We start from the raw sequence: 25,927 nt of genomic DNA, 5'->3' as shown, positions 1-25,927 counted from the left end.
GTAGGCTTCTGCCCCACCCCCGGTTCGGAGAGTGAGATGAGCGAGACGTGAGCGCGGCGTGAGTGAGGCGGACGAGCCCCGGATCGGCCCCGGCATGCGCAGGCGCCGCCGCGCCCTCGACCTGACCCTGGCCGAAGTGGCCGCCCGCACCGGCCTGTCCGTGCCGTTCCTCAGCCAGGTCGAGAACGGCCGCTCCCGGCCGAGCATGGGCTCCCTCCAGCGCATCGCCGACGCACTCGGCACGACGGCCGTGCAGCTCCTCGCCGCAGCCGAGGCGCCGCGCCCGGTGGATGTCGTACGCCGGCAATCGGCCGCAGTTCACGACGACGCGGGGGACGGCACACCCGGGCGGATGCGCCCACTCGTACGCGGCCAACAGAGGCTGCACGCCCTGGAGTTCACCGGCGCCCACGCGGGCCGACGCGAGCTCGTGCACCGCAACGACGAGATCCTCTACGTCGCCGACGGCTCCGCCGAGGTCGAGGCCGACGGCACGACGCACCACCTCCGGGCGGGCGACACCCTGTACTGCGCGGGCGGCATCAAGCACCGCTGGCGCCCACTCGAACCCGGCACGCGCGTCCTGGTCGTGGGCATCGCCGACCACGTACAGGTCACCGACGACCGGATGCCGTGATGCGGTCGCCGGCGCACGTCCTGATCCTCGGCGGCACCACGGAGGCCCGCCACCTCGCGGCCGCCCTCGCGGACCGCCCCGACCTGCACGTGACCAGCTCCCTCGCGGGCCGCGTCGCTCGCCCCGGGGCGCTCCCCGGCGACGTACGCATCGGCGGATTCGGCGGCGTCGAGGGCCTGACGGCATGGTTGCGCGAACACCGCGTCGACGCCCTCGTGGACGCGACGCACCCCTTCGCCGAAGCGATCAGCGCGAACGCCGCAGAGGCCGCGCAGGCAGCCCGCGTACCGCTCCTGACACTGCGCCGCCCCGGCTGGCAGGCCGGACCGGGGGACACGTGGCACTCGGTCGCCTCCCTGGCCGAGGCGGCCGCGCTGCTGCCCGAGTTGGGGGAGCGGATCTTCCTCACGACGGGCCGGCTCGGGCTCTCCGCCTTCTGTGGGCGGGAGCTGGACTCACTTCATTTCCTCGTACGTTCCGTGGAGCCGCCCGAACCGCCCCTGCCCCCGCACGCCCAAGTGGTCCTCGACCGGGGCCCGTTCACCGTCGAGGGCGAGACGGCGCTCCTGCGGGAGCACGCGATCGACGTCCTGGTCACCAAGGACAGCGGGGGAGCGGCCACGGCCGCCAAACTCGTCGCCGCGCGACACCTCGGACTGCCCGTGGTCGTGGTCCGCCGGCCCGCCTGCCCGCAGGGCGTCCCGGTTGCCGCCGACGCGGAGGCCGCGCTCGAGTGGCTGTTGACCGTCGCGCACAGGCCCTAGGCGTGCACCTGACGGAGGCCGATGACAGGCGGTCACGCACAACGCCGCACCGGACACCGGCCGACGTCGAGCGTCCGCGCGTGCGACTTCCGCCGGACCCGCAGGCGCGGTCCCGCCCGGAACGGTCCGATCCTGGGCCTGGCCGCCTCGATGGCCCACGTCGACATCACGAAGATCGGAACCCATCCCCGCCGGCGGAGGTCACCGGTCACGATCCGCCTCACCGCGACGGACAACAGGCAGACGACCACCAACCGCCGCAAGGGCTGCCGTCCGGTGATCGAGTCCACTGACTTGCTGGGGCAATCGTCATGCTGTGACGGGGTAGTGGGCGGGGGTACTCATGGAACTGACGCGTTGGCCGCCTGTCAACGGAGACTTTGATCTGGCCGTTGACAGGCTGGCGGCGCCTCAAAAGAGCAGTGCTGATCTGAGCCCTCAGCCCGAACCGGCGACCAGCGCCTCGCCGAGCGGGGTGCGCCGGTAGAGCACCGACCGTCCGGACCTGGCACGGACGAGCAGCCCCGCGCCTCGCAGGATGGCGAGGTGGTCTCCTACCGCGCCGGGTGCCATGGCGAGGCTTCGGGCGAGGTGGCTGGTACTGGCCGGGGCGTCCAGCGCCAACAGCAGCCGGGCTCGGGCCCGGCCGACCAGAGCGGTCAGCGCGTCCGGTTGGGGGACGGTCTCCTGTTCGCCCCACAGGGCGGCGGTGCCGCGGGCCGGATAGACCAAGGTCCTGGGCCAGGGGTCTTCCAGGTGGGCGGCGACATTCCCGACGAAGACCGAAGGGATCAGCAGGAGCCCGTCGCCGGCGAGGCGGACTGTTCCGCCTCGGAAGAAGCCGATCTCGATACCGCCGGCGCGCGAGACGATGCCCGGGTGCAGGCTCTCGATGGTCGCGGCCCATCCGTGCTCGCCGATCACACCCACCCGGTGCACGACATCGCGCTCACAGATCGCGCGCAGTTGCGGCCAGTCCGGGGCGAGCAGCTCTTGCCACGCCTGGTCCATCGCCTCGGCGATCCTGGAGACGGCGTCCGTCGAGTCCAGCACTGCGCGTACGCGGGGATCACGCGCGGACGGGCCGGTCGCGGCGGCGGCGAACTCGTGGCGGGCCACTTCCAGCGGTGTGGCCCGGATCATGGCCAGGTCGTCTGCCCAGGTCTGGTTGAGGCCGCGCGGGGGCGGGGCGACGAAGTTCGGTCCGCCTTGCGGGGTTTGCAGCGCGAGGACGGCGTCCAGTTCGGTCTCGCGGCGAAGCCGTTCAAAGGCCGGCAGAAGCCGGGTGGCCCAGGCTCGCGGCAGCGGCCGGTTCTGGCCGGCGAGCGAGCGCAGCAGCAGGACGAGGTCCGTCGCGGGCGACAGCGCGAAGCGGCTGCGCAGCAGGTCCTCGACGGACACTTCGAAGCGCAGCACCCAGTCATGCTACCGCCAGACGCCTGTTCCGATTCGTCCAGCGACGAATCATTGGTGAGTGGTGTGGGCACAGGGCGAGGCTCGGCGTCATGACCCTCACCGCCGAACCCGCGCAGGGCAACCACCGTGCCACCTACCGGGAGGTGCTGGCCGAGCCGCGATTCCGGCTGCTCTTCTCGACCCGCACCGTCGCGATCACCGCGGACTCGCTGCGGATCACCACGTTCTCGGTGCTGGTCTTCGCGACCACCGGCTCCGCGCTGTTGAGCGCACTGGCCTTCGGCATCGGCTTCCTCCCGCAGTTGTTCGGCTCGCTGCTGCTGGGCTCGCTGGCCGACCGACTGCCGCCCCGCGCGCTCATCGCCGGCGGCTACGCCTTGGAGTGCGCCGCCGCCCTGCTGCTCGCCCTGGTGCGGATGCCGATCGCGGCAAGCCTCGGTGTCGTGGCGCTGGTCGCCCTCGCCACACCGGTGTTTCACGGTGCGTCGAGCCGGCTGGTCGCACAGTGGCTGGAGGGCGATGCCTATGTACTGGGCCGTTCACTGAACAACATCGCTGCCTCCGGCGCACAATTGCTCGGTCTGGCGCTGGGCGGTGCGGCCGTCGCGGCACTCGGCCCGCACCGGGCGCTCGCGGTAAGCGCCGCCCTTTACCTCGGCTGCGCGCTCGCCATCCGCATCCGGCTGCCCCGGCTGCAGCCGCGAGAGTTTGGCGGCACACCCGGCAGCGCCCGGGGCGATGGCGGGACCGTCCGCACAAGCCTGCACGGTGCCGGCCTGCTGCTGCGCGGAGACACGGTGCGACGCCTGATGCTGGCCCAGTGGCTACCTCCCGCGTTCGTAGCGGGCGCGGAAGGCCTGATCGTCGCCTACGCGGGAGGACGCCACTTCGCGCCCGGCTGGTACGCGGTGCTGATGGGCTGTCTGCCGGTCGGCATGCTGGTCGGTGACCTGCTGGTGGGCCGGCTCCTACGGCCACCCACCCGGGAGCGACTGGTAGTCCCGTTGATTGCGCTGATGGGACTGCCGCTGGTCGGCTTCGCCGCCGAGCCCGGAGTGGGCGTCTCGTCCTGTCTGCTGCTGCTCTGCGGCTTCGGATTCGCCTACGCTCTCGGCCTGCAACGGCCGTTCCTGGACGCCCTGCCGCAGGACGGCCAGGGCCAGGCCTTCGGGCTGCTCGGCTCCGGCAGCATGACACTGCAGGGCGTCGGGCCGGCCTGCTTCGGCGCGGTGGCCGCAGGCATCGGAACAGGCGGCGCAATCGCCCTGGCAGGCGGCGCGGCGGCACTTACCGCCGGCTGGATTCTCACCTGGCACCCGCCCACCTCCCCGCGCCCCGTCCCCAACCACTCAACGGGATCAGAGAACGGCACCGAACAGCATGCGTGTAACTCTCCTGCGCAGTAACCGTCGCAGGCCGGGTCAGCCACAAGCCGTCACACACCCCACCCCCACCCCCACATCTCTCTGACAGACGGTCACTCGGCTCTGCCAGCCGTTGCGGACCACGTACGGGATCTTGAGACCACGAACAGCCCATGGAAGGTTCATGCCGCATGATCGATGAATTCGCGAAGGACGACCTGCACGGGAGACTGCGGCGGGACCGCGAGGCACTGCTCTGGAAACTCGACGGCTTGTCCGAATACGACGCCCGCCGACCTTTGACAGCGACCGGGACCAACCTCCTCGGCCTGGTCAAACACGTGGCCACCGTCGAGGCCAGGTACTTCGGCGAGGTCTTCGACCGCCCTTCCCCGGAACCGCTGCCCCGGTGGCAGGACTCCGACGGCAGTGATCAGTGGGCGACCGAGGACGAGACCCGCGAGCAAATCACCGGGTTCTACCGGCGCACGTGGGAACACTCGGACGCGACGATCAACGAGCTTCCCCCCGACGCCCCCGGCCACGTGCCGTGGTGGCCGGAGCCTTATCCCAACACGAACCTGCTCGCCGTCATGGCCCATGTCCTCGTCGAGTCCGTCCGGCATGCCGGGCACGCCGACATCCTGCGCGAGGGCCTCGACGGCCGCACCGGGTTGCGCGCCGAACACGAGAAGCCGATCGACGAGGAAGCCCGTGCGGCCCACTGCGCGAAGATCGAGCGGGCCGCCAGGTCGGCCGCAGCAGCCAAGGCTTAGTCGGACGTACCAGGCAGCCTGAGATCAGCTCCCCTACCGGCACGTGCGATTTCCGAGCACCCGGCCACCCGAGGTGCCCGCGTCACCCGATGTGGGCGTTCAGTCCACCCCTTCGCCGTCCTCGTTCAGCTCGAGCCCGTCCGCGTCGCTCAGCGGGCGCAGGGCGCCGGCGGCGTCGATGTATCGGGTCGTCCAGAGCGCGATGGCGTTGGCAGTGGGTCGCGCCCGATGGTGAAGCCATCGACGACATGACGGTCAACGCGGCCGGCGTCAACGCTGATGGCTTCACCAACGCCGGGCCCATTCAGCCCGGAACTTTCCAGTGGCGCAGCCAGGTCTTCGACCTGACCGAGGCGCAACGCAGCGGGACGCTGATCTACGTGGACGGCGAGGGGCAGGCGTTCCGGTGGAAGATGCCCGCCAAGGATGCGGGGCCTGAACTTGCCAGGCTCAAGGCAGCGTTGGCCCGGCTCGGCTTGCGCTGCACCCGCCAGGGAGGGGGAGGGCTGCGGCCAGGGCCGTCAGAGCGACGGAGCGCTTGATTGGAGGCAAGACCAGTCAACCGCACCCGCCGCTCAGACCAGGTCCGACCTGGATCTCGGCGTCTTTGACTCGACGTCACCGGAGGTCCGGAGCGGCGGCTGTCGCTCGGTCGCGCAGGGCGGGGGCCAGGGCTGTGAGCATCAGGGCGGCGGTGCAGGCGAAGGCCAGTGAGTAGCCGGTCCCGCCGGCCAGCAGGCCGAAGCCGACGGCGCCGGCGCCCATGCCCGCGTCGTAGGCGAAGTTCCACATGGCACTGACCGTGCCGTAACTCCCGCTGGGGACGCGCGAGTACATCAGGGACAGTGTGGCGTTCTGGGCGATGCCGAAGCCGATGCCGAAGACGGCCACTCCGGCTACCACCGCGATCGGATTGTGCGTCAGAGTCAGCATGAGCGTGCCCAGTGCCGAGGCGAGCAGCCCGGGCAGGACGAGCCTGGCAGTTCCGTGCCGGTCGCCGTGCCGGCCGGCGGCCCAGCGGGCCGCAGTCGAGGCGGTGGGCTGCACGAACAGGGCCACCGCTACGAGCCCGGTGGACGCCGACGGCACGGCGAGTGGGAGGAAGGTGACGATGATCCCCGCGGCCAGAGCGGTGGCCGCGAAGACGACGGCGGGCCGGACGAGGTGCCCAGTGCGGAATCCGGTGATCAGACCGAGCTGCTTCCCCTCGGCAGCGTCCCGGTAGGGCAGGGCGGGAACCGTGAGGATCGCGGCCAGCGCGACCAGGCCGCCGGCCGCCGACACCGGCCCGTATCCGACGTGGGCCGTCAGCCACACGCCCAGCGGCAGGGCTGCCAGCGTCGGCACTCCGGACACGATGCCAACCAGCGCCAGCCCTTCACCCCGGCGCTCGGGGGGGATCAGCGACGCCGTCAGCGCGCCGCCCGCGACGAGGGTGACGGCGAAGCCCAGACCGCGCACGATACAGATCGCCACGATCCACCCGATGTGCCCGGAGGCGGTCAGTGCCATCGCCGGCGCGCCGAGTAGGAACAGACCCGCCGCCAGCGTCACACGGATACCGAAGCGGGCTAGCAGCCGGGGGCTGAGCAGCACCCCGACGACTGTGGCGAACATGAGCGCGCCTGTGGTCAGCCCCGCGCCGCCGCCCGAGCCGGACTCCTCGGCGTACAGGGGAACGACCGACAACAGCAGGTAGTAGCTCGCCGAGGCGCCGATGATCGACACAAAGCGCACGAGTAGCGGCCGGGTCACCAGCCGGGGTCGTTCGGAAGTGGATTCTGCGGGCTGCGGATCGGTCGTCTGGGCCATGCAAGGACGCTAGAGGGGCGGGCGGACCATCGGTAAGGTCCAATTCCATGCGCCTTGAGTGGTCCGGTCTGTCGCCCGAGCTTCTTCTCGACATCGACCGCGAGCGTGCCGAACCTTTGCGACGGCAACTGGAACACCAGGTCCGCGACGCGATCAGGACGGGGCGCCTGCAAGTCGGCGAGCGGCTGCCTTCGTCGCGCGAACTGGCCCGCGCGCTAGGCCTTTCACGCGGGCTCGTACAGGACTGCTACGCCCAGCTCCAGGCCGAGGGATACCTGTCCGCCCGGGCCGGCTCGGCGACCCGGGTGGCGGCAGGGGAGGGTGCGCCGCCGACTCGCTCCACAGTTCCCCTGGCGGGACCGGGCCTCGTGGCCGATTTCCGGTGGGGCGTCCCGGACTTGAGCGGATTCCCGCTCGCTGACTGGCTGTGGGCGATGCGCGAGGCCGGCAGGGCCGCGCCGGTGACCGCGCTCGACTACGGCGACCCGCGCGGCAGCGCCGTACTGCGTGAGGTTGTGGCCGGCTATCTGCGGCGGGTGCGGTCCGCCGCGGCGGACCCCGAACGGATCGTCATCTGCTCGGGGTACGCGCAGGGCCTCGGCCTGGCCCTGCGCGCCCTGGCCCGGACAGGAGTGCGGTGCGTCGCGTACGAGGATCCGGGCTCACCCGCCGCCGTACGCGGGGCCGCGGAGGCGGCGGGTATGACGGCGGTCCCGGTGCCGGTCGCCGAGCACGGCATCGACGTCGAGGCGCTCGTGGCGACCGATGCCCGAGCGGTCATCGTCACCCCCGCACACCAGTGGCCGACGGGCGTGGCACTCGCCCCCGAGCGCCGGCTGGCACTCATCGAATGGGCGAGGCGTGCCGACGCGGTCATCATCGAGGACGATTACGACGCGGAGTTCCGCTACGACCGGGAGCCGGTCGGCGCACTGCAGGGACTCGCCGCGGACCGTGTGGTCTCCATCGGCAGCGTCAGCAAATCCCTCGTGCCGGCGCTTCGCATCGGGTGGCTGCTCTGCCCTCCCGCGCTCGCCGAGGACATCACCGCGCTCAAGCGCCTCGACGACCGCGGCTCACCCACGCTCGACCAGCTCGCCCTCGCGACGATGATCCAGTCCGGCCGCTACGACCGGCACTTGCGCCGGATGCGAACCAAGTACGCCGCCCGACGTACCGCATTGGTGGAAGCGCTCGCCGAACATGCCCCCGGTGTCGAGGTGACCGGCTTGGCAGCAGGGTTCCATGCGGTCGCGCATCTCGGCGAGCCGGCCGACGAGTTGGCCGTCATCACCGCCGCCCGGGCCAGATCCGTCGGCCTCTACGGGATGAGCGCCTGCCGCTCGGCGCATCTGCGCACGCCGGTCCAACTGGTCCTTGGATTCGGCAACGTCGATGAGCGCGCCATCGCGGCGGGCATCGCCTCCGTGGGCGACCTCCTCCATGGGGGGTGAGGGGCCTGGGGTGACATATCGCCGTACGACGCGGCCTTGGCGCGGTCAAGGGCGAAGCCACCGGCACCCCGCGGCGGTGAGCGAACACCCAGCGATGACAGTCGACGTACGTCTGTAAGTCCTGGCCCGAGGTAGTGACTGATCCCTCGGCGCGCGGATGCGTGCCGACGGGCGGAGGGGGCGAGGCCTTGCGCACGCCGAGCCTGACGGGCATCCCGGTCGTACCCGGTGCAGTTCGTACGGCCCGCCGGAAGGGGCGGCGAGACGTTGCAGGCAGGGTGACCGATGCGCTGGTGCGGTGCACGCGGCCATGCGCAACGCTCGTACGCCAGGTTGGCGCTGGGCGACTCGTCCGGGCCCCGGACCCATCAACTTGCGTGTTGTGCACCTATGTTGACGGTGCCGTGAGGGCGGTCAACATGGTCCTGTGTGGCTGGTCGCGGCGAGCCTGTGGCCGGGCAGGGTGACGGAGCTCTGGCCACCGGCCACTCCCACGCCTTGGTAGTCGTCGGCTTTCGACCGCCTTTGGCGGACGCTGATGCAGAAGGTGGCCTCCGTGCCGGAGGCGGTGACCGTGTAGCGGGCGTCGGCTGCTGTGTGCGGTTCCACAGGCTCAGCCGAGACGCCGGACGGTGGGGCCTCGCCGCCGCTGTGTTCGCGGACCACGTCCTCGATCGTCGTGGCGTCGGAGGCGGAGCCGGGCCCGGTGGCACCCGCGTCACCGTCACCGGCTCCGAGCTCGCCGACGAAGGAGGATCCGTCCAACTGGGCCGTGCCCTGCCGTACCGCGGAGGCCAGTTCGTCGTCGCTCCACTCGGTCTCGGCTGCGGCGTCCATGACCCTGAACGCGCCGATCACCATGATCCCGGCCATCACGAGGAACGTGATACGGCCGACGAGGAAGGCGCGGAGTGACGGCAGGTATGCCCCGCTGCTCGCCGCCATCGTGTTCCTGGGCATCGGCCAAGGTGTCACCTGGACCGGCATGTGGGTGGCCGCCGCAACCGGCGTCGCCCCGGAGCAGCAGGGCGTGGCCTCGGCGACCGCCTCGACATCGCAGCAGATCGGCAGCGCCGTGGGCCTGGCCGTCCTGGTCGCCATCGCGGCACCGGCCAGCCGCTCGGGCATCGCGGACTTCGTCGGCGGCTTGCAGACGGCCGTTCATGTGTCGGCCGGGCTCACCCTGCTCGGGGTGCTGATCGCCTTCGCGATTCCCTCGCCGAAGGCCGCCCAGGCACCCGCGGCTTCAGAGCCGGGAACGCCCGGAGAGAGCGCGACCACGGTCTCTGGGCACCAGCAACACTGCTCCCCTGGCTGACGGGAAGGTCACGCAAGGCGATCAGTGAGTTGCCGTGGCCACGGTGGACGCGCACCCCAGATGTGGCGTCGGCACGGAACTGATGCTCCATCCCCAGCGAGACCAGACAGCACGTTGGCCACGGCCTTCCCCCGCCGCTGGCTCCCCGCGGGCAGCATGACCGAGGACGGCCATGTCCCCTGTGGCGCTGTAGGCGGGGCGAGTTGATCTACTCGGGGTGCTCGGGTCCATGCCTCCTTTGGGGAGCCCGCAGGCCGCAGCAGGGCTCCGCATCGGCGACACCCTCGCCGGCTCCCGCCGCCCTAGCGGTAGTTGAGTCAAAGACGAGGGCGGGCGAGTGGGATTTACCCACGTCCGAGAGCGCTCCACTACGGCAGTGTGAACGCGGTGTGGCAAGCATCCGGCCAAGCCTGGAGTCTGTTGACGGGGCCGACGCGCCGGTGCTCCACTGGCGCCATGCCCGCACCACTGCCGCTGGTCACCCGCAACCACATCGACTTCGGTCGCGTGTGGTCCTCCTCGTGTTGAGCCTGACCGTGCAGCAGCACACCGCCTGATCCACGCCCCTTCTCGCCCTCTCGCGGGGCTTGCGTCGGCAGGCGAACTCTTGCCTCCGCTCCTCACTGGTTCCTGGCTTCCTGCCCTTCTTCCCTTCCTTTTGCTGTCGCCTTCCGCGGCCGGTTCACGCTGCCGTGCCGCGCCCTGTCCTGCCCCGTGCCGCACCCCAACTCATCGGAGAGACACCACAGATGGAGCTCGTAGAACGTCCTGCCCTGGACCCGGAGAACGTGCTCCGCATAGTCGCCGAGGTACTCGGCGGCGAAGCGGTGGCCGACGCCTCGTTCGTCGCGCAGGGCGGCGACTCGTTCCATGCCGTCCTCGTCGTCGCCCGGATCGAGGAGACCTGGCAGATCGAGGCCGACTTCACGGACGTACTGCAACTGACGCCGGCGCAACTGGCCGACGCGCTGGCCGACGCCCCCCGTCTGCCGTGAGCCTTTCGATCGCCGTCCGCCCCGGTGCGCCCATAGGGGAGGAGGAGACGGTGCACGCGGCGGTGCTCGCGCAGGCGGCCCGCTTCCCGCAGGCGCCCGCGTTGTGCGGGCCCGGCGAGGACCGGGTCACGTACGCCGAACTGGTGCGGCGCGCCTACGAGATCCGCGATCTGCTCACCGGGGCGGGGGTACGGCCCGGTGCGTTCGTGCCGGTCAGGGCCGTTCCCGGCGCGGCCTTCGCGATCGCCGCGCTGGGTGTGCTGCTCGCGGGCGCGGCCTATGCGGCGGTGGACCCCGACTGGCCTGCCGAGCGCGTCGACGGGGTGCTCGCCGACCTGGACGCCACGGTCGTGCTCGACGCCGTCGACACCGACGGCGCCCGGGTCAGGGCGGTCCGTGCCGCAGCACCCGGGCACGCGACGGCCGGCATGCCCGGTGCCGGGGATGCGGCCTGCGTGTTCTTCACCTCCGGTTCCACCGGGCGGCCCAAGGGCGTGGTCGTACCGCACCGTGCCTTCGTCCGCACGTTCGTCGACGGCGGGTTCGCCGCGTTCGGACGCGGGACCGTCATGCCCCTGCTCGCCGCGCCCTACTGGGACGCCGGTGCGCTGGAGGTGTTCGGGCCGCTGATGAACGGGGGGTGCTGTGTGGTGCCGGCCGAGCGGCTGCTCACGCCCGACGGGCTGCGCGCGCTGATCGGCGGACAGCAGGTCAACACCGCCTGGCTGACCAGCTCGTTGGTCAATCTCCTCGTCGACGAGGACATCGACGCGTTCGAGGGCATCCAGCACCTGATGACCGGCGGTGAGCGCCTGTCCGAGCCGCATGTCGCCGCGCTGCGGGCCCGCTTCCCCGGGCTGCGCCTCACCAATGGCTACGGCCCGGTGGAGTCCATGGTGTTCGTGTCGACGTACGACATCGGCAGGCAGCTGGACGACGGCCCGTACGGGATTCCACTGGGCTCTCCGGTGCGCGGCACGCTCCTTGCCGTCCTGGACGCGGCGGGCCGGCCGGTGGAGCACGGGACTGCCGGGGAGCTGTGGGTGGCCGGTGACGGGCTCGCCCTCGGCTATCTCGCCCGGCCCGAGGAGGACGAGCGCCGCTTCGCCACGCTGACGCTGCCGGGCCACGGTGCGCTGCGCGCGTACCGCACCGGCGACCGGGTCGTCCTCGACGGCTCGGGGCGGCTCTCCTTCCTCGGCAGGCTGGACCGCCAGTTCAAGATCCGGGGGCATCGGGTCGAGCCGGGCGAGGTGGAACGGCGGATCGCCGAACTCCCGGGTGTGCGGCAGGCGTTCCTGGTGCCGGTGCGCGATGAGCGGTCCACTGTCGTCGGCACGGTCTGCGTGTACGTCACCGGGTCGGGCCGTGCGCTGCCGGACGCGCGGTTGCGCGGGCACGCCGCGGCGACGCTGGCCGGCTATCTGCGACCGGACCGGTTCCTGCACCTGGAGCCGGTACCGCTGGGCCCCACCGGCAAGGCGGACCTGCGCGCCGTCGAGGCGTGGGCGCTCGCGCGGCCCGGCGCCGGGGCGGCGGGCGGAGAGCCCGGCACGAGCGATGCCGGGGAAGCCGGTGAAGCCGGAAAAGACAGCCCCGCCAAGAGCGGGGAAGGGGACGGCGGCCTCGGCGGCAACGGCGCCGAGGCAGGCGGCCCCAGCGGGAGCGGCGCCGGTGACGGCTCCGAGTCGGCCGTGCTGCGGGCGGTGCGGGAGATCCTCGCGCTGCCCGCGCTCGGCGCCGACGCCGACCTGCTCGACGCCGGTGCGAACTCGCTGCAGGTGCTGCGCGTCGCGGCACGGCTCTCGCGGCAGTGCGGGCTCTCGCTGTCCGCCCGCGATGTGTACCGGCACCCGAGCGTCGCCGCCCTCGAAGACCTCGTACGACAGCGCCCGGCGACCCCCGCGCGCGAGGCCGCCGACGTGCCGGGCACAGACACGCACATAGGTGCGGGTGCGGGCGCCGACACCGGCCAACTCTCGCCCGGCGAGCGGCGGTTCTGGCTGGCCGAGCGGCTGGCCCCGGGGGCACCCGGACATGTGGTCGTCACCCGTACCGAGGTGACCGGCCCGCTCGACCCCGACCGGCTGCGGCAGGCCCTGACCGCGGTGGCCGCCGCCCACCCCGCCCTGCGGACGTCGTTCCCCCGCCAGGGCGCCCGTCCCCGCCGCAGCGTGGCCGGCAGGGCCGCGCCGGTCCCGCTCACGGTCCGCCGCAGCGCGGGCGATCCGGAGCGGGCGGAGTGGGGCCAGTGGGAGGAGCAGCAGCTCGTCGAGGAGCTGGCGGCGGGACTGCACGATCTCGACCGGGGCCCGCTGTTCGCGGGCGCGTTGCTCACCCTCGGGCCGCGCCGCCACCTGCTGCTCATCGGCGTCCACCACCTCGTGTACGACGGTGCCTCCGACGCCGTCGTCATGGCGGACCTGGCCGCCGCGTACGCGGGGTCCCCGCCGGCGGCGGCGCCCGGGCCGCCCGAGGACGCCGGCCTCGCCCCCGCGGAGCGGGAACGGCAGCGCGCGTTCTGGCGCGGCCAGGTCGAGGACGCGCCCGCCCTCGCCCTGCCGTACGGTGCTGCGCCGTCCATGCGGGAGCTGTGGACCCGTGACGTGGTCGCACATCCGGTGCGCCTCAGCGGTGAACAGGCCTCGAGGGTAAAGGAGTTGGCCGCCGCCGAGCGCTGCCCCGCGCTGGTCGTGCTGCTTGCCGCCTGGTGGCGGACGCTGGCCAAGGTCACCGGGCAGTACGACCTCACGATCGGCACCGTCGTCGACACCCGCGGTCCACAGGAAGAACGGACCGTCGGGTATCTCGCCAACGGTCTGCCGGTCCGCATCACCGCGGATCCCGCGCAGCCGCCCGGCGAACTGCTCGCCCTCGCCCGGGAGCGGCTCTTCGACGTCCTCGCGCACCCGGCGCTCCCCACCGACGAGATCGCCGCGCTCGCCCCACGCCCGCCCGACGGCCGCGCCCCGCTCTACCAGAACATCCTCGCCCTCCAGCGCACCGGGCCGCCCCAACTGACCCCGGACGGCGTGCGGTTCACGCCGCTGGCCGCCCCGCCCCTGGGCCCGCAGACCGAGCTGTGCTGCGAGCTGTGGGACGACGGCCTGAGCTACACGGGCGCCGTCCTGGCGCCCGAAGGGCTGCTCGACGCGCAGGCGCTCGCCGAGATCGCCGACCGCTTCCGCTCGGAACTCCTCGACCTCTCCGCGCCACCCGGCCCGCACCTCGCCGCACCGGCCCCCCACCCGGCCCGTACCTCTCCACTCCGTTCTCCTTCCGACACGGACCCACGATCCGACAAGGACCCACGATGACCGACGCCGCACCGCTGTCCTGGACCCAGGAACGGCTCTGGTTCGAGGAACAGCTGCGACCGGGTGACGTCGCCTACAACATGCCGGTCGTGCAGCGCGTCCGCGGCCCGCTGGACACCGCCCTCCTCCAGCGGGCCCTCGACCTCGTCGTCGCCCGCCACGACGCCCTGCGCACCGTCTTCGACGCGACCGAGGGCACTCCCACCCAGCGGGTGCTGCCCGGCCTGCGCGTCACCGCCGAGGTGCGTGACCTGCGCGGACTGCCGGACCCGGCGGCCGCCGGCGACGACGCCACCCGACGCGAGGCCCGGGCGCCCTTCGACCTGGCCGCGGGACCGCTGCTGCGGGCACTGGTCCTGCGGGTCGCCGACGACGAGCACCTGCTCTCCATGACGGTGCATCACATCGTTTTCGACGGCTGGTCGTTCGGGATTCTCTTCAAGGAGCTGTCGCAGGCGTACGCCGCCCTGGACGCGGGCACGGATCCCGGATTCCGGCCGCTGAGAGGGCAGTTCGCCGACGCGGTGCGGGCCGAGCGCGCGGAGCTGACCGACGACGCCGTCGACGAACTCGTCGCCTGGTGGCGCGCCCACCTCGACGAGGTGCCCCGCGTGCTCGACCTGCCCACCGACCGCCCCCGCCCCGCCGTACGCGCCCAGCAGGGCGCCACCCGCCGCCTCGGCGTGGACGCGGCGACCGCTGGGGGAATGCGCGAGGTGGCCCGGCGGCACGAGGCCACCCCGTTCATGGCGCTGCTCTCGGCCTTCGGCGTGGTCCTGGCCCGCCAGACCGGGCAGGACCGCCTCATCGTCGGCACCCCGGCCGCCACGCGGGGCGCCGGCACCCGCGACGTGGTCGGCTGCTTCCTCAACACCCTGCCGCTGCGCGTCGACACCGGCGCCGCCACGACCTTCGCCGATCTGCTGCGGCAGGTCAGGGACGACGCCCTGACGGCCTTCGCCCGCCAGCGGGTGCCGTTCGCCCGGCTGGTCTCCGAACTGGCCCCGGAGCGCGATCTGTCGCGCAGCCGGCTCGTCCAGGTCTTCTTCAACGTCCTGCCGCCGACCGGCACCCTCGACCTGCCCGGCTGCACCGTCGAGCCGCTGCCCGCGGGCGACATCGACAACAAATTCGACCTCACGCTGTACGTCGCCTTCGAGGACGACGGCACTCTCACCCTGGAGGCCGTGTACGACACCGCGCTCTACGACGCCCCACGCGTCGACGCGCTCCTGGAGCAGGTGCGGGGCGTCCTCACGCAGGCCGCCGCCGAACCCGCCACGCCCCTCGCCCAGTTCACCCTGGCCACCCCCGGCTCGGCCGCCCGCCAGCCGGAGATCGCCGCCCGGCCGGCCGCCGCCCGGACCGAGTCGCTGCTCGACCGGCTCGCCCGGCACGCCGCCGCGCACCCCGACCGGCCCGCGCTCATCGGCGCCGACCGGGTGTGGACGTACGCGGAGGTGGAAGCGGCCACCGAGGGACTGGCCCGGCGGCTGCGCGCGCTCGGCGTCGGCACCGGCGATGTGGTGGCGGTGCACGCCACCCGCGACCCGGCCGCCGCCCTAGGCGTCCTCGCCACGGTCAAGGCGGGCGCGGTCTTCGCCCTCCTCGACGCCCGGTATCCCGAGGGCGCGCTGGCCGCGCGGGCCGCCGAACTGGCGCCGCGCGCCTGGCTCGACTGCGCCCCCGGGCACCCGCTGCCCGCCTTCGCCGAGGGGCCCGTCCTGCGGCCCGAGCCCGGCCCTCCGCCGGTCGGGCCCACCGGTGCCGCGCCGGGCCCGGACGACCCCGCGTACGTGGCCTTCACCTCGGGCACCACCGGGCGACCGCGTGCCGTGCTCGGCACGCACCGGCCGGTCGCGCACTTCCTCGACTGGTACGTACGCTCCTTCGACCTCGGCCCCGACGACCGTTTCGCGGTGCTCTCCGGGCTCGGGCACGACCCGTTCCTGCGCGATGTGCTCACCCCCGTGTGGGCGGGCGGCGCCGCGGTCTTCCCGGCCGCGGACGTACGGGACACGGCGGCGATCGGCGCCTGGCTGGGCACCGCCGAGATCACCGTCGCGCACCTCACCCCGGCGCTCGGCCGGGCCGTCGCCGACCACGGCGAGCACGCCCCCGCGCTGCGGCTGCTCGGCTTCGGCGGCGACATCCTGCCGGGCCGCACCGTGCGCTCCTGGTCGGCGCTGGCTCCAGGGGCGCGGATCCTCAACATGTACGGGGCCACGGAGACACCGCAGGCCGTGTCGGTGCACACCGTCGACACCTCGCAGCCGGTGCGGGCAGCCGTGCCGCTGGGCCCGGGCATCGACGGCGTGCAGCTCTTCGTGCTCGCCGGTGACCGCCCGGCCGGTATCGGCGAGATCGGCGAAATCGTCGTACGCACCCCATACTTGGCGCGTTACGCGAGCGAGGACGGCGATCCGTCCGGCTTCGTACCGGATCCGTTGTCCGGCCGCAGCGACACCCTGGTCTACCGCACCGGTGACCTGGCCCGGCTGCGGCCCGACGGGCTCATCGACCACCTCGGCAGGGCCGACCGGCAGCTCAAGGTGCGCGGCTTCCGGGTGGAGCCCACCGCGATCGAGGAGGCCCTGGCCACGCTGCCCGGCATCGCCCGGGCCGTCGTGCTCGCCGTACCGGAACCGACCGGCGATCACCGGCTCGTCGGCCACCTGGCCACCGGCGCAGCCCGCCCGGACCTGGCGGCGGTGCGCGCCGGGCTGGCGAGGCTGCTGCCGGAGTACCTGATCCCGTCCGCCTTCGTCGTCCAGGACACGCTCCCGCTGACCGCCAACGGCAAGGTCGACCACGCCGCGCTGCGGGCCCTTGGCCACGAAGAGGCCGCGACCGGTGCGTACGCCGAACCCTCGGGTCCGGTGCAGCGGCGCATCGCCGAGGTGTGGCGGGAAGTGCTCGGCCGTGAACGCGTAGGCGCCGATGACGACTTCTTCGCGCTCGGCGGGCACTCGCTGCTGCTCACCCGCGTACTGGCCCGGCTGCGGGGCGGGTTCGTCCGCACCGACGGCGAGCTGCTGCAGCTGCGGGACCTCTTCGAGCAGCCCACGGTGGCCACGCTCGGCGCCCTGCTCCGCGCGGCGGACGGCGAGGATCCGGTGACGGCGGCACGCGCCCCGCTGACCCGCGTCGACCCGGAACTCCCGGCCCCGCTGTCCTGGACCCAGGAACGGCTCTGGTTCGAGGAGCAGTTGCGGCCCGCGGACACCGCGTACAACATGCCGCTGGTGCTGCGGCTGCGCGGTCCGCTGGACCTGGACGCCCTGCAGTCGGCCGTGGACGCGGTGGTGGAGCGGCACGCGGTGCTGCGCTCGGTGTTCGAGCTGCGCGACGGCAGCCCGGTGCAGCGCGCCGTGCCGGGGGCGCGGGTGCTGGTCGAGCGAGGTGATGTGCGATCCGCGGCCGACCCGGCGTCGGCTGCGATCGCGGCCGCCATGCGGTCGGTCAAGGAGCCCTTCGATCTGGGCAAGGGGCCGCTGCTGCGGGCCTTCTCCGTCCGCGTCGGCGACGAGGAGCACCTGTTTGCCCTGACGGTCCATCACATCGTGTTCGACGGCTGGTCGTTCGGCGTACTCCTGAAGGACCTGTCCCGCGCCTACGCCGACAGTGGGGCGATCGCTGCCGGTCCCGTTCTGCAGTTCGCCGATGTGGCCCGCTGGGAGCGCGCCGACCTGGCGGGGGAGGCGCTCGAAGACCTGCTGACCTGGTGGCGCGGCCACCTCGACGGCGTACCGCACGTACTCGAACTGCCCACTGACCGGCCGCGTCCCGCCGTCCAGGGGCACCGGGGCGCGCGCCGCCCGCTGGTGGTCGACGCTGAGACGGCCGCGGGGCTGCGGGCGCTGGCGGCCGAGTCCGGCAGCACCCTGTTCATGGCGCTGCTCTCGGCGTACGCCGTGGTGCTGTCCCGGTACACCGGGCAGCGGCGCCTCCTGGTCGGCACTCCCGTCGCCAACCGGCCGCGCCCGGAGTTCGAGGACCTGGCCGGCTGCTTCCTCAACACCGTCGCCCTGCGCGTCGATCTGGACGGCGACCCGGACTTCCGCGAACTGCTCGCCCGCGTACGGCAGAACGCGCTCGGCGCCTTCGCCCATCAGCGGGTGCCGTTCGGGAAGCTGGTGTCCGAGCTGGTGCCCGACCGGGACCTGTCGCGCAATCCGGTCGCGCAGGTGCTGTTCGCCCTGCAGAACGTGGAGCTCGGCACGCTGGACGTGCCCGGCCTCGACGCGGAACTCGTCGAAGTCTCCGAGGCCAACAGCCAGTTCGACCTCAATCTGCGGATGATCGACACCGGCCGGGAGATCCAGGGCTGGCTCGACTACGACGTCGACCTGTTCGACGCGGCCACCGTCGAGCGGTTCGTGGAGCACTTCACGCACGCCCTGGCCGCCGTCGTCGCCGACCCGCACGTGCCGGTGGCGGCCGTCGACATCCTGGGCGCCGCCGAGCGGGCCCGGCTGACCGAGCACTGGAACGACACCGCGACCGGCGTACTGCCCGAGGCCACCCTCACCCAGCTGCTGAGCCGGGCGGGGGAGGGGTACGCGTCGCGCACCGCGCTGCGCTTCGAGGGCCGCGAGGTCGGCTACGCCGAGCTGCACCGCCGTGCCAACCGGCTGGCGCACCGGCTGCGAGAGCTCGGCGTCGGCCCGGACACCGTCGTCGGGGTCCGTCTCGACCGGTCGGTGGAGCTCATGGTGGCGCTCCTCGCGGTGCTCAAGGCGGGCGGCGCCTATCTGCCGCTCGACACCGGATATCCCGAGGACCGGCTCGCGTTCATGCTCGCCGACTCGGGGGCGCCCGTGCTGCTCACCGGCCCCGGTGACGCGCCCCGACCGCAGGGCGCGGGCGGGCCGACGGTCGTGGTGGTGGACGAGGACGTCGCCGCGGGACACCCGGAGACCGAGCCCGCACCGCTCGCCGGACCGGACCATCTGGCGTACGTCATCTACACCTCGGGCTCGACCGGCCGCCCCAAGGGCGTGCAGGTGCCGCACCGCGGCATCGTCAACCGGCTGCTGTGGATGCAGGACGCCTATCAACTCGGCGCCTCGGACGCGGTGTTGCAGAAGACGCCGGTCAGCTTCGACGTATCGGTCTGGGAGCTGTTCTGGCCGCTGCTCACCGGCGCCCGGCTCGTGCTCGCCGGGCCCGGCGGCCACCGTGACCCGCTGTATCTGGCCGACCTGATACGGCGCGAGGCGGTGACCGTCTGCCACTTCGTGCCGCCGATGCTGGACGCCTTCCTGCGCGCCGGACAGGCCGGCGCGTGCGCCTCGCTGCGGCTCGTGGTGTGCAGCGGCGAGGCGCTGCCCGCCGAGCTCGCCCGCCGATTCCACCAGGTCGTGGAAGCGCGCCTGGAGAATCTGTACGGGCCGACGGAGGCGTCCGTCGACGTCACCCGGTTCTCGGTCCCGCCCGGCCGGCCCGGCGCGAGCCTGCCCATCGGTACGCCCATCGCCCACACCCGCACCTACGTCCTCGACGACCGGCTCGCCCCCGTGCCCACGGGTGTGCCGGGCGAGCTCTACCTCGGCGGCGTGCAGCTGGCCCGCGGCTACGGCGGGCGGCCCGGGCTGACCGCCGACCGGTTCGTGCCCGACCCGTTCGGGCCGCCCGGCTCGCGCCTCTACCGGACCGGGGACGTCGCGCGGTGGACGGCCGACGGCGTCCTCGACTACCTCGGCCGCTCGGACCACCAGGTGAAGGTGCGCGGATTCCGCATCGAACTCGGCGAGATCGAGGCCGCGTTGCTCGACCAGGAGGGTGTCGCCCAGGCCGTGGTGATCGTGCGCGAGGACGATCTCGGCGACCGGCGCATCGTCGCCTACCTCACCTCGGCTGCTTCAACGCCGGTGCCGGACAGGGCAGTTCTGCGTGCGGTGCTCGCCGGCCGGCTGCCCGAGCACATGCTGCCCAGCGCGTTCGTCGCCCTCGACGCGCTGCCGCTCGGCCCGAACGGAAAGGTGGACCGAGCCGCACTGCCCGCGCCCGCAGCCCCGGTCACCGGGCGGGGCGCCTACATCCCGCCGAGCACGCCCGACGAGGAGAAGCTCGCCGCGCTCTGGGCCGAGGTCCTGCGGCTCGACCGGGTCGGGGTCGGCGACAACTTCTTCGAGATCGGCGGCGATTCGATGCACGCCGTCCGCATCACCGGCCTCGCCCGCGAGCAGGGCCTCGACATCCCGCTGCAGCGGTTCTTCACCAGCCCGACCGTCGCCGACCTGGCGCGCCGCCCGGCGACCGCGTCCACCGCGGCCGAGCAGCCCCGCGAGGTGTCCGCCTTCGGGCTGCTGTCCGCCGAGGACCTGGCCCGACTGCGGTCCTGACCGGCCGCGCTGCTGACCGACCGCACGCCTCGCCGACCGCATGCCTCGCCGGCCGCGCCCCCGAAACGGCCGCTCGCCCTTCAGCCGGGCGAGCCCACCCGCGTACCCCCTCGACCCACCCGGAAGGATCCACCGTGCCGTCTGCCGACGACATCATCGACGCCTATCCCCTCACCCTGCTCCAGTCCGGAATGCTCTTCCACAGCTTCGCGGACGGTGACACGCCCACCTACCACGACATCTCCGGCATCCGGCTGTCCGGGCCCTTCGACGAGGCGGCCCTGCGCAGATCCCTCGACGCGGTCCTCGCCCGCCACGACATCCTGCGGTCCAGCTTCGACGTGACCCGCTTCAGCCAACCCATGCAGCTGGTGCACGCCACGGTCGAGACCCCGCTCACCGTCGACGACCTGCGCGGACTCGACCCCGCCGAACAGGCCGCGCGCATCGCCGAGTGGACCGCGCGGGAGAAGGGCACGCCGTTCGTGCTGACGAAGGCGCCGCTGCTCGCCGTGCACGTACAGGTCTTCTCCGACAGCGACTTCCAGCTCAATCTGAGCTTCCACCACGCCGTGCTCGACGGCTGGAGCCTGTCGCTGGTCACCGCACAGCTCCTTGAGGGGTACGACGCCGGGCTCGGCGGCACCTTCAGCGCCGCCCCCGCGCCGGTCACCCGGTTCCGCGACTATCTGGCGCTGGAGCAGGCGGCCCTGGCGTCCGACGAGGACCGCGCCTACTGGACGGCGCTGCTCGCCGACAGCGACTTCACCGGGCTGCCCCGGCACGAAGACGCGGGCCGCCTCGACGAGCGCACGGCCCGCCTCCACCAAGTGCCGCTGCCCGAGGGCATCGGCGACCGGCTGCGCAAGGTGGCGGCCGACGCCGGGGTGGGGGTGAAGGCCGTGATGTTCGCCGCGCACGCCCGGGTCCTCTCGCTGCTCACCGGACAGTCCCGCGTCGTCACCGGCCGGGTCAGCAACGGCCGGCCCGAGACCGCGGACGGCGACCAGGTCGTCGGCCTGTTCCTGAACACGCTGCCGCTGGTGGCCGACGTGGCGGGCGCCACCTGGACCGAGCTGGCCCAGCGGATCCACCACCAGGAGACCGACGCGCTGCCGCACCGCCGCTACCCGCTCGCCCAGCTGCTGCAGGACCTGCGCCAGGGGCCGCTGTTCGAGACGGTCGTGGACCACCGCAGCTTCCGCAGCTACGAGCTCGAACTGGACCAACTGTCCATCACGGGCGGGGAGTTCTTCGAGCAGACCAACTTCCCCTTCACGGCAAACTTCGGCACCGACCCGGCCACCGGCGAGGTCGGGCTGCGCATCAACTACGACGCCGCGCAGTTCACCGCCGCACGCGTCGAGACCATCGGCGGCTACTACGCCAGGGCTCTCGCCGCGCTCGTCGAGGATCCCTCGGCCGCCGTGCACGCCACCGAACTCCTCGACGCGGCCGAGCGCGAGCGGCTGCTGCGCGAGTGGAACGACACCGCGGAGGGCTGGTCCCTGGAGCGCACCCTGCCCGAGCTGCTCGCCGAGCGTGCGGCGAAGACCCCCGACGCGGTGGCGGTCCGGTTCGGCACCGACACCCTCACGTACGCCGAGCTGGGCGCCCGCTCCAACCGCCTCGCCTGGGAGCTGCGCGACCACGGCGTCGGCCCGGACACCCTGGTCGGCGTCCACCTGGACCGCTCCCTGGAACTGATCGTCAGCCTGGTCGCGGTGCTCAAGGCCGGTGGCGCGTATGTGCCGTTGGACCCGGGCTATCCGGCGGACCGGCTCGCCTACATGCTCGACGACGCCGCGGTGCCGGTGCTCCTCACGGGCGCCGGGTCCACCCCGCCCCGGACCCCCGAGGGCACGGCCGTCATCGAGGTCACCGCCGCCACCGCGGCGGACCGCCCGGACGTCGACCTGCCCTGGCTCGCGGGCCCGGACCACCTCGCGTACGTCATCTACACCTCGGGCTCGACGGGCCTGCCCAAGGGCGTGCAGGTGCCGCACCGGGCCCTGCTCAACCTGCTGTTCTCCTTCGGCCGCGATCTGCGCATCACGCCCGCCGACCGGCTGCTCGCGGTGACCTCGCTGTCCTTCGACATCGCGGGCCTGGAGGTCTATCTGCCGCTGCTCACCGGCGCCGAGCTGATCGTCGCCCCCGACATCGCGGTGGACGGGGCCCGGCTGCGCGAGCACCTGGAGTCCTCGGGCGCGACCATCGTCCAGGCCACGCCGTCGAGTTGGCGGCTGCTCGTCGAGGCGGGCCTGGGCGCCGACCCCCGGCTGCGGGTGATATCGGGCGGCGAGGCGCTGCCCGAGGAACTGGCCCGGGACCTCACCGACCGGTTCGGCGAGGTGTGGAACGCGTACGGCCCGACCGAGACGACCATCTGGTCCTGCCTGGACCGGGTGCGGCCCGCCGAACCCGTCACGCTCGGCCGCCCGATCGCCGGCACCCAGGTGCACATCCTGGACGCCTCCTACGGCCTGGTCCCCGACGGCGTGCCCGGCGACCTGTACATCGCGGGCGACGGCCTCGCCCGCGGCTACTCGCGGCGCGGCGACCTGACGGCGGAGCGCTTCGTGCCCGACCCGTACGGCGGGCTGCCCGGCGCCCGGATGTACCGCACCGGTGACGTGGCCCGCCGACTGCCCGACGGCAGGCTGGAGTTCCTCGGGCGCTCCGACCACCAGGTCAAGGTGCGCGGCTTCCGGATCGAGCTGGGCGAGATCGAGACGGTCCTCGCCCGGCATCCCGCCGTGGGGCGGGTCGTGGTCACCGCCCGGGACGACGCGCCGGGCGGCACCCGCCTGGTCGCCTACCTCACCGCCGACGGGGCCGTCGGTTCCCAGCCCGATACCGCCGAACTGCGCGCCCTGGCCGCCGAGTCGCTTCCCGACTACATGGTGCCGAGCGCCTTCGTCGTCCTGGACGCCTTCCCGCTCACGCCGAACGGCAAGGTCGACCGGCAGGCCCTGCCCGCCCCCGACCGCGCTCAGACCACAGCCGGGGTGTTCGTCGCCCCGCGCACCGAGACCGAGGAACAGCTCGCCGAGATCTGGCGCGATGTCCTGTCCGTCGAACGGGTCGGCGTCACCGACCCGTTCCTCGACCTCGGCGGCACCTCCATCTCCGCCCTGCGCGTGATCATGCGGCTGCCCGACATCACGGACGTGGAAGTGCCGGTCGCGGCGCTCTTCGAGGGCGGCACCATCGAGAAGCTCGCCTCGATCATCGACGGCGAGCAGCAGGCCACCGCCTCCACCCTGGTCACCCTGCGCTCGGCCGGCGAACGCCCGCCGTTCTTCCTGGTGCACCCGCTCGGCGGGAGCGTGTTCTGCTACTCCGAACTCGTCGACGTGCTCCACCCCGACCAGCCGCTCTACGCCTTCCAGGCACCCGAGTACGCGGGCCCCGACGTGCCCCGCCCCGACACCGTCGAGGACATCGCCCGCCTCTACCTCTCCGAGGTCCGCGCGGTCCAGCCCGAGGGGCCCTATTACCTCGGCGGCTGGTGCATGGGCGGGATGGTCTCGTACGAGATGGCCCGGCAGCTGGAGGCCGCGGGCGAAGAGGTCGGGATGCTCACGATCATCAGCGCCAGCATCGACGACCCGGTGCCGCCGCGCTACGCCACCAGCGAGTCCGCGGCGATCCTCGGCGCGTTCGCCGGTCAACTGGACGTCACCGAGGAGGAGTTGGCGGCGCTGGACTCCGACGCCCGGATCGAGCACGTCGTCAGGCTCACCCAGGGCACCGGCCACGAGCGGGCCGACGCCCGCTCCACCGCGGACCTGCGCCGTCTGGTCCAGCTCTACCAGCGGCACGCCCGCGCCCTGCTCACGTACCGCGACACCCCGCGCGACCCGCTGCGCACCGACGCGGTCCTCATCCGGGCCGAGACGGAGCTGTTCGACGGCTGGCACATGGGCTGGCTGGAGCGGGTCGGCGGCCGGCTCCTGATCGACGAGTCGCCCGGCAACCACTTCAGCATGCTCGAGCAGCCCAACGTCCCCGAGGTCGCCCGCCGCCTGGAGGGCGCCGCGGCCGGCCGGCCGCGCGGCGAGCTCGCCGGGTGACCCACCCCGTTCCCCCGGCCGGTCAAGTACGCACCACCATCGAGGAGTTGTCCCCATGTCAGAAACCGTGACCGCCGCCGAGGTCGACGAGGCGGCCCCCGCACCACCGCGCAGCGTGTGGAAGAACGCCGACTTCACCAAGCTGTGGACCGGCCAGACCGCCTCGCTGTTCGCGGCCCAGATCAGCGAACTGGCCCTGCCGCTGGTCGCCGTGCTCGCCCTGACGGCGAGTTCGGCGCAGGTCGGTGTGCTGACCTCCGTGATCAAGCTGCCGTATCTGCTGCTTTCGCTGCTCGCGGGAGTCCTGGTGGACCGGGTGCGGCGCCGGAACATCCTCATCGCCACCGACCTCGGCCGGGCCCTGGTCCTTTCGGTGATCCCGGTTCTGTACTGGACGCACTCGCTGGGCATCAGCTGGCTGTATGTCCTCGGCTTCTTCGCGGGCTGCGGAAGCGTGCTCTTCGACGTGGCGGGGCAGGCCTATCTGCCCCGCCTCGTCGAACGCGACGAGCTGACCCGGGGCAACGCGGCCCTCGGCGCCAGCCAGTCCGCGGCCACCGTCGGCGGTCCCGCGCTCGGCGGTGTCCTCGTGCAGTGGCTGACGGCGCCCGTGGCGGTGCTCGCCGCGTCCGCCTCGTATCTGGCCTCCGCGGTCACCATCTGGTCCATCAAGCACCGGGAGGACAAGCCGACGGCCACCGAGGCGGCCGGCCCCGCCGCGACGCTGCGCGAGGTGTGGACCGGCCTGCGGTTCGTGTTCGGCAACGAGGCGCTGCGCGCCATGACGATCATGGCGTCCATCTTCAACCTGTCGTTCACCGCGTACGAGGTGGCTTTCCTTCAGTTCATGCCGCGCACCCTCGGTCTGAGCGCCGCACAGATCGGCCTGGTGATGGCCGCGCTCGGCCCGGGCTTCCTGGTCGGCGCGACCTTCGCGGGACAGCTGCCCAAGCGGCTCGGCTACGGCCGCACCATGCTGATCACCGCGTCGATCGCCAACCTGGTGATGCTGGGCACGGCCGCCGTGCACGGCGACGGGGTGCTCTCGGTGGGTGCGCTGATGCTGATCAACTTCCTGTTCGCGTCGTTCGGCGTGGCCAACAACGTGACCATCCTCAGCATCCGCCAGACCCTCACCCCCGACTCGCTGCAGGGCCGGGTAGCCGCCACGAACCGCTTCGTCGCCATGGGCATCGCCCCGCTCGGCGCCCTCATCGGCGGCTTCCTGGGCGCGGCGGCAGGCCTGCGCTCCACCGTCCTGATCACCGCGATCGGCCTGTGCCTCGCCCTGATCCCGCTCGGCGCGTCCTCGCTCGCCCGCCTCAAGCACGAGCTGCCCGCTCAGCTTTCCGAGTGAGTACCTCCCCTGCAGCTCCTGCAGCTCCTGCAGCTCCTGCAGATCCTTCAGACCAGAAAGGCACCAGTCACCCATGACCGACCAGCCCACCGGCACCTTCTCCGAGCCGGTCCACACCGTCGTCGTCAACCACGAGGAGCAGTACTCGCTCTGGCCGGCCGTGCTGCCGCTGCCCGACGGCTGGCGCGAGACCGGCACCCGTGGCTCGCGCGAGGAGTGCCTGGCCCACATCGACTCGGTCTGGACCGACCTGCGGCCGCTGAGCATCCGCTAGCACGCGCCTCACCTCCC

16 protein-coding genes are annotated in these 25,927 nt (G+C 72.8%); 13 read left to right on the top strand and 3 right to left on the bottom strand.

Annotation, left to right across the window (positions count from 1 at the left end):
• Positions 1-94 precede the first annotated feature (94 nt).
• Together OG430_RS08785 and OG430_RS08780 are read left to right on the top strand one after the other, a co-directional pair.
• Positions 95-637 carry a helix-turn-helix domain-containing protein gene (locus OG430_RS08785; protein ID WP_327359002.1) on the top strand — a complete coding sequence of 181 codons (543 nt, stop codon included), beginning with the start codon at positions 95-97 and terminating at the stop codon, positions 635-637.
• Positions 637-1,401 carry a cobalt-precorrin-6A reductase gene (locus tag OG430_RS08780; protein ID WP_327351872.1) on the top strand — a complete coding sequence of 255 codons (765 nt, stop codon included), beginning with the start codon at positions 637-639 and terminating at the stop codon, positions 1,399-1,401. The genes OG430_RS08785 and OG430_RS08780 overlap by 1 nt, the downstream gene beginning before the upstream one ends.
• Positions 1,402-1,839: 438 nt before the next feature.
• Here the strand turns inward: OG430_RS08780 and OG430_RS08770 are convergent, their stop codons facing one another.
• Positions 1,840-2,817, bottom strand: a complete 978-nt coding sequence (locus OG430_RS08770) for an ArsR/SmtB family transcription factor (RefSeq protein WP_327351871.1) — start codon at positions 2,815-2,817, stop codon at positions 1,840-1,842.
• Between the two features lie 89 nt (positions 2,818-2,906).
• On the opposite strand from OG430_RS08770, the gene OG430_RS08765 reads away from it, so the two are divergent.
• The 3 genes from OG430_RS08765 to OG430_RS08755 all read left to right on the top strand — a co-directional run bounded on the left by OG430_RS08765 (position 2,907) and on the right by OG430_RS08755 (position 5,499).
• Positions 2,907-4,223, top strand: coding sequence for an MFS transporter (locus OG430_RS08765; protein ID WP_327351870.1), 1,317 nt, complete (start codon positions 2,907-2,909; stop codon positions 4,221-4,223).
• Positions 4,224-4,372: 149 nt separating this feature from the next.
• Complete coding sequence (locus OG430_RS08760) at positions 4,373-4,957, top strand: DinB family protein (RefSeq protein ID WP_327351869.1); 585 nt, start codon at positions 4,373-4,375, stop codon at positions 4,955-4,957.
• A gap of 248 nt (positions 4,958-5,205) precedes the next feature.
• Positions 5,206-5,499, top strand: coding sequence for a hypothetical protein (locus OG430_RS08755; protein ID WP_327351868.1), 294 nt, complete (start codon positions 5,206-5,208; stop codon positions 5,497-5,499).
• 76 nt (positions 5,500-5,575) lie between these two features.
• Here the strand turns inward: OG430_RS08755 and OG430_RS08750 are convergent, their stop codons facing one another.
• A complete protein-coding gene (locus OG430_RS08750) occupies positions 5,576-6,769 on the bottom strand; it encodes an MFS transporter (RefSeq protein ID WP_327351867.1) in 1,194 nt (397 codons plus the stop codon).
• A gap of 47 nt (positions 6,770-6,816) precedes the next feature.
• Between OG430_RS08750 and pdxR the strand changes: the two genes are divergently transcribed.
• Positions 6,817-8,223, top strand: coding sequence for a MocR-like pyridoxine biosynthesis transcription factor PdxR (gene pdxR / locus OG430_RS08745; protein WP_327351866.1), 1,407 nt, complete (start codon positions 6,817-6,819; stop codon positions 8,221-8,223).
• 414 nt (positions 8,224-8,637) lie between these two features.
• On the opposite strand, the gene OG430_RS08740 is transcribed toward pdxR, so the two are convergent.
• Positions 8,638-9,183: a hypothetical protein gene (locus OG430_RS08740; protein WP_327351865.1), complete on the bottom strand. Its 546-nt coding sequence runs from the start codon at positions 9,181-9,183 to the stop codon at positions 8,638-8,640.
• Here OG430_RS08740 and OG430_RS08735 point away from each other — a divergent pair.
• The 7 genes from OG430_RS08735 (at position 9,170) to OG430_RS08705 (ending at position 25,910) form a co-directional block, all read left to right on the top strand.
• Positions 9,170-9,541, top strand: a complete 372-nt coding sequence (locus OG430_RS08735; RefSeq protein ID WP_327351864.1) for a hypothetical protein — start codon at positions 9,170-9,172, stop codon at positions 9,539-9,541. The genes OG430_RS08740 and OG430_RS08735 overlap by 14 nt on opposite strands.
• A 749-nt stretch (positions 9,542-10,290) precedes the next feature.
• Positions 10,291-10,536 (top strand): acyl carrier protein, encoded by a 246-nt coding sequence (locus tag OG430_RS08730; RefSeq protein WP_327351863.1) that lies wholly within the window; start codon positions 10,291-10,293, stop codon positions 10,534-10,536.
• Positions 10,533-13,853 (top strand): AMP-binding protein, encoded by a 3,321-nt coding sequence (locus OG430_RS08725; protein ID WP_327351862.1) that lies wholly within the window; start codon positions 10,533-10,535, stop codon positions 13,851-13,853. The genes OG430_RS08730 and OG430_RS08725 overlap by 4 nt, the downstream gene beginning before the upstream one ends.
• Positions 13,850-20,200, top strand: coding sequence for a non-ribosomal peptide synthetase (locus OG430_RS08720; protein WP_327351861.1), 6,351 nt, complete (start codon positions 13,850-13,852; stop codon positions 20,198-20,200). Before OG430_RS08725 ends, OG430_RS08720 begins: the two co-directional genes overlap by 4 nt.
• A 134-nt stretch (positions 20,201-20,334) precedes the next feature.
• Positions 20,335-24,279, top strand: a complete 3,945-nt coding sequence (locus OG430_RS08715; protein ID WP_327351860.1) for a non-ribosomal peptide synthetase — start codon at positions 20,335-20,337, stop codon at positions 24,277-24,279.
• A 55-nt stretch (positions 24,280-24,334) separates the two neighbouring features.
• Positions 24,335-25,636: an MFS transporter gene (locus OG430_RS08710; RefSeq protein ID WP_327351859.1), complete on the top strand. Its 1,302-nt coding sequence runs from the start codon at positions 24,335-24,337 to the stop codon at positions 25,634-25,636.
• 73 nt (positions 25,637-25,709) lie between these two features.
• Complete coding sequence (locus OG430_RS08705; protein ID WP_327351858.1) at positions 25,710-25,910, top strand: MbtH family protein; 201 nt, start codon at positions 25,710-25,712, stop codon at positions 25,908-25,910.
• Positions 25,911-25,927 lie beyond the last annotated feature (17 nt).

Source organism: Streptomyces sp. NBC_01304 (genome assembly GCF_035975855.1).
Lineage (GTDB): Bacteria > Actinomycetota > Actinomycetes > Streptomycetales > Streptomycetaceae > Streptomyces.
The sequence above is the reverse complement of the archived record's forward strand: the minus strand, read 5'-3'. Positions and strand labels throughout refer to the sequence as shown.

Coding starts and splice junctions, on each gene's coding strand:
- OG430_RS08765 (WP_327351870.1), top strand. CDS start 2,907: ATGACCCTCACCGCCGAACCCGCGCAGGGCAACCACCGTGCCACCTAC.
- OG430_RS08755 (WP_327351868.1), top strand. CDS start 5,206: ATGACGGTCAACGCGGCCGGCGTCAACGCTGATGGCTTCACCAACGCC.
- OG430_RS08760 (WP_327351869.1), top strand. CDS start 4,373: ATGATCGATGAATTCGCGAAGGACGACCTGCACGGGAGACTGCGGCGG.
- OG430_RS08710 (WP_327351859.1), top strand. CDS start 24,335: ATGTCAGAAACCGTGACCGCCGCCGAGGTCGACGAGGCGGCCCCCGCA.
- OG430_RS08780 (WP_327351872.1), top strand. CDS start 637: ATGCGGTCGCCGGCGCACGTCCTGATCCTCGGCGGCACCACGGAGGCC.
- pdxR (WP_327351866.1), top strand. CDS start 6,817: ATGCGCCTTGAGTGGTCCGGTCTGTCGCCCGAGCTTCTTCTCGACATC.
- OG430_RS08720 (WP_327351861.1), top strand. CDS start 13,850: ATGACCGACGCCGCACCGCTGTCCTGGACCCAGGAACGGCTCTGGTTC.
- OG430_RS08750 (WP_327351867.1), bottom strand. CDS start 6,769: ATGGCCCAGACGACCGATCCGCAGCCCGCAGAATCCACTTCCGAACGA.
- OG430_RS08785 (WP_327359002.1), top strand. CDS start 95: ATGCGCAGGCGCCGCCGCGCCCTCGACCTGACCCTGGCCGAAGTGGCC.
- OG430_RS08705 (WP_327351858.1), top strand. CDS start 25,710: ATGACCGACCAGCCCACCGGCACCTTCTCCGAGCCGGTCCACACCGTC.
- OG430_RS08740 (WP_327351865.1), bottom strand. CDS start 9,183: ATGCCCAGGAACACGATGGCGGCGAGCAGCGGGGCATACCTGCCGTCA.
- OG430_RS08730 (WP_327351863.1), top strand. CDS start 10,291: ATGGAGCTCGTAGAACGTCCTGCCCTGGACCCGGAGAACGTGCTCCGC.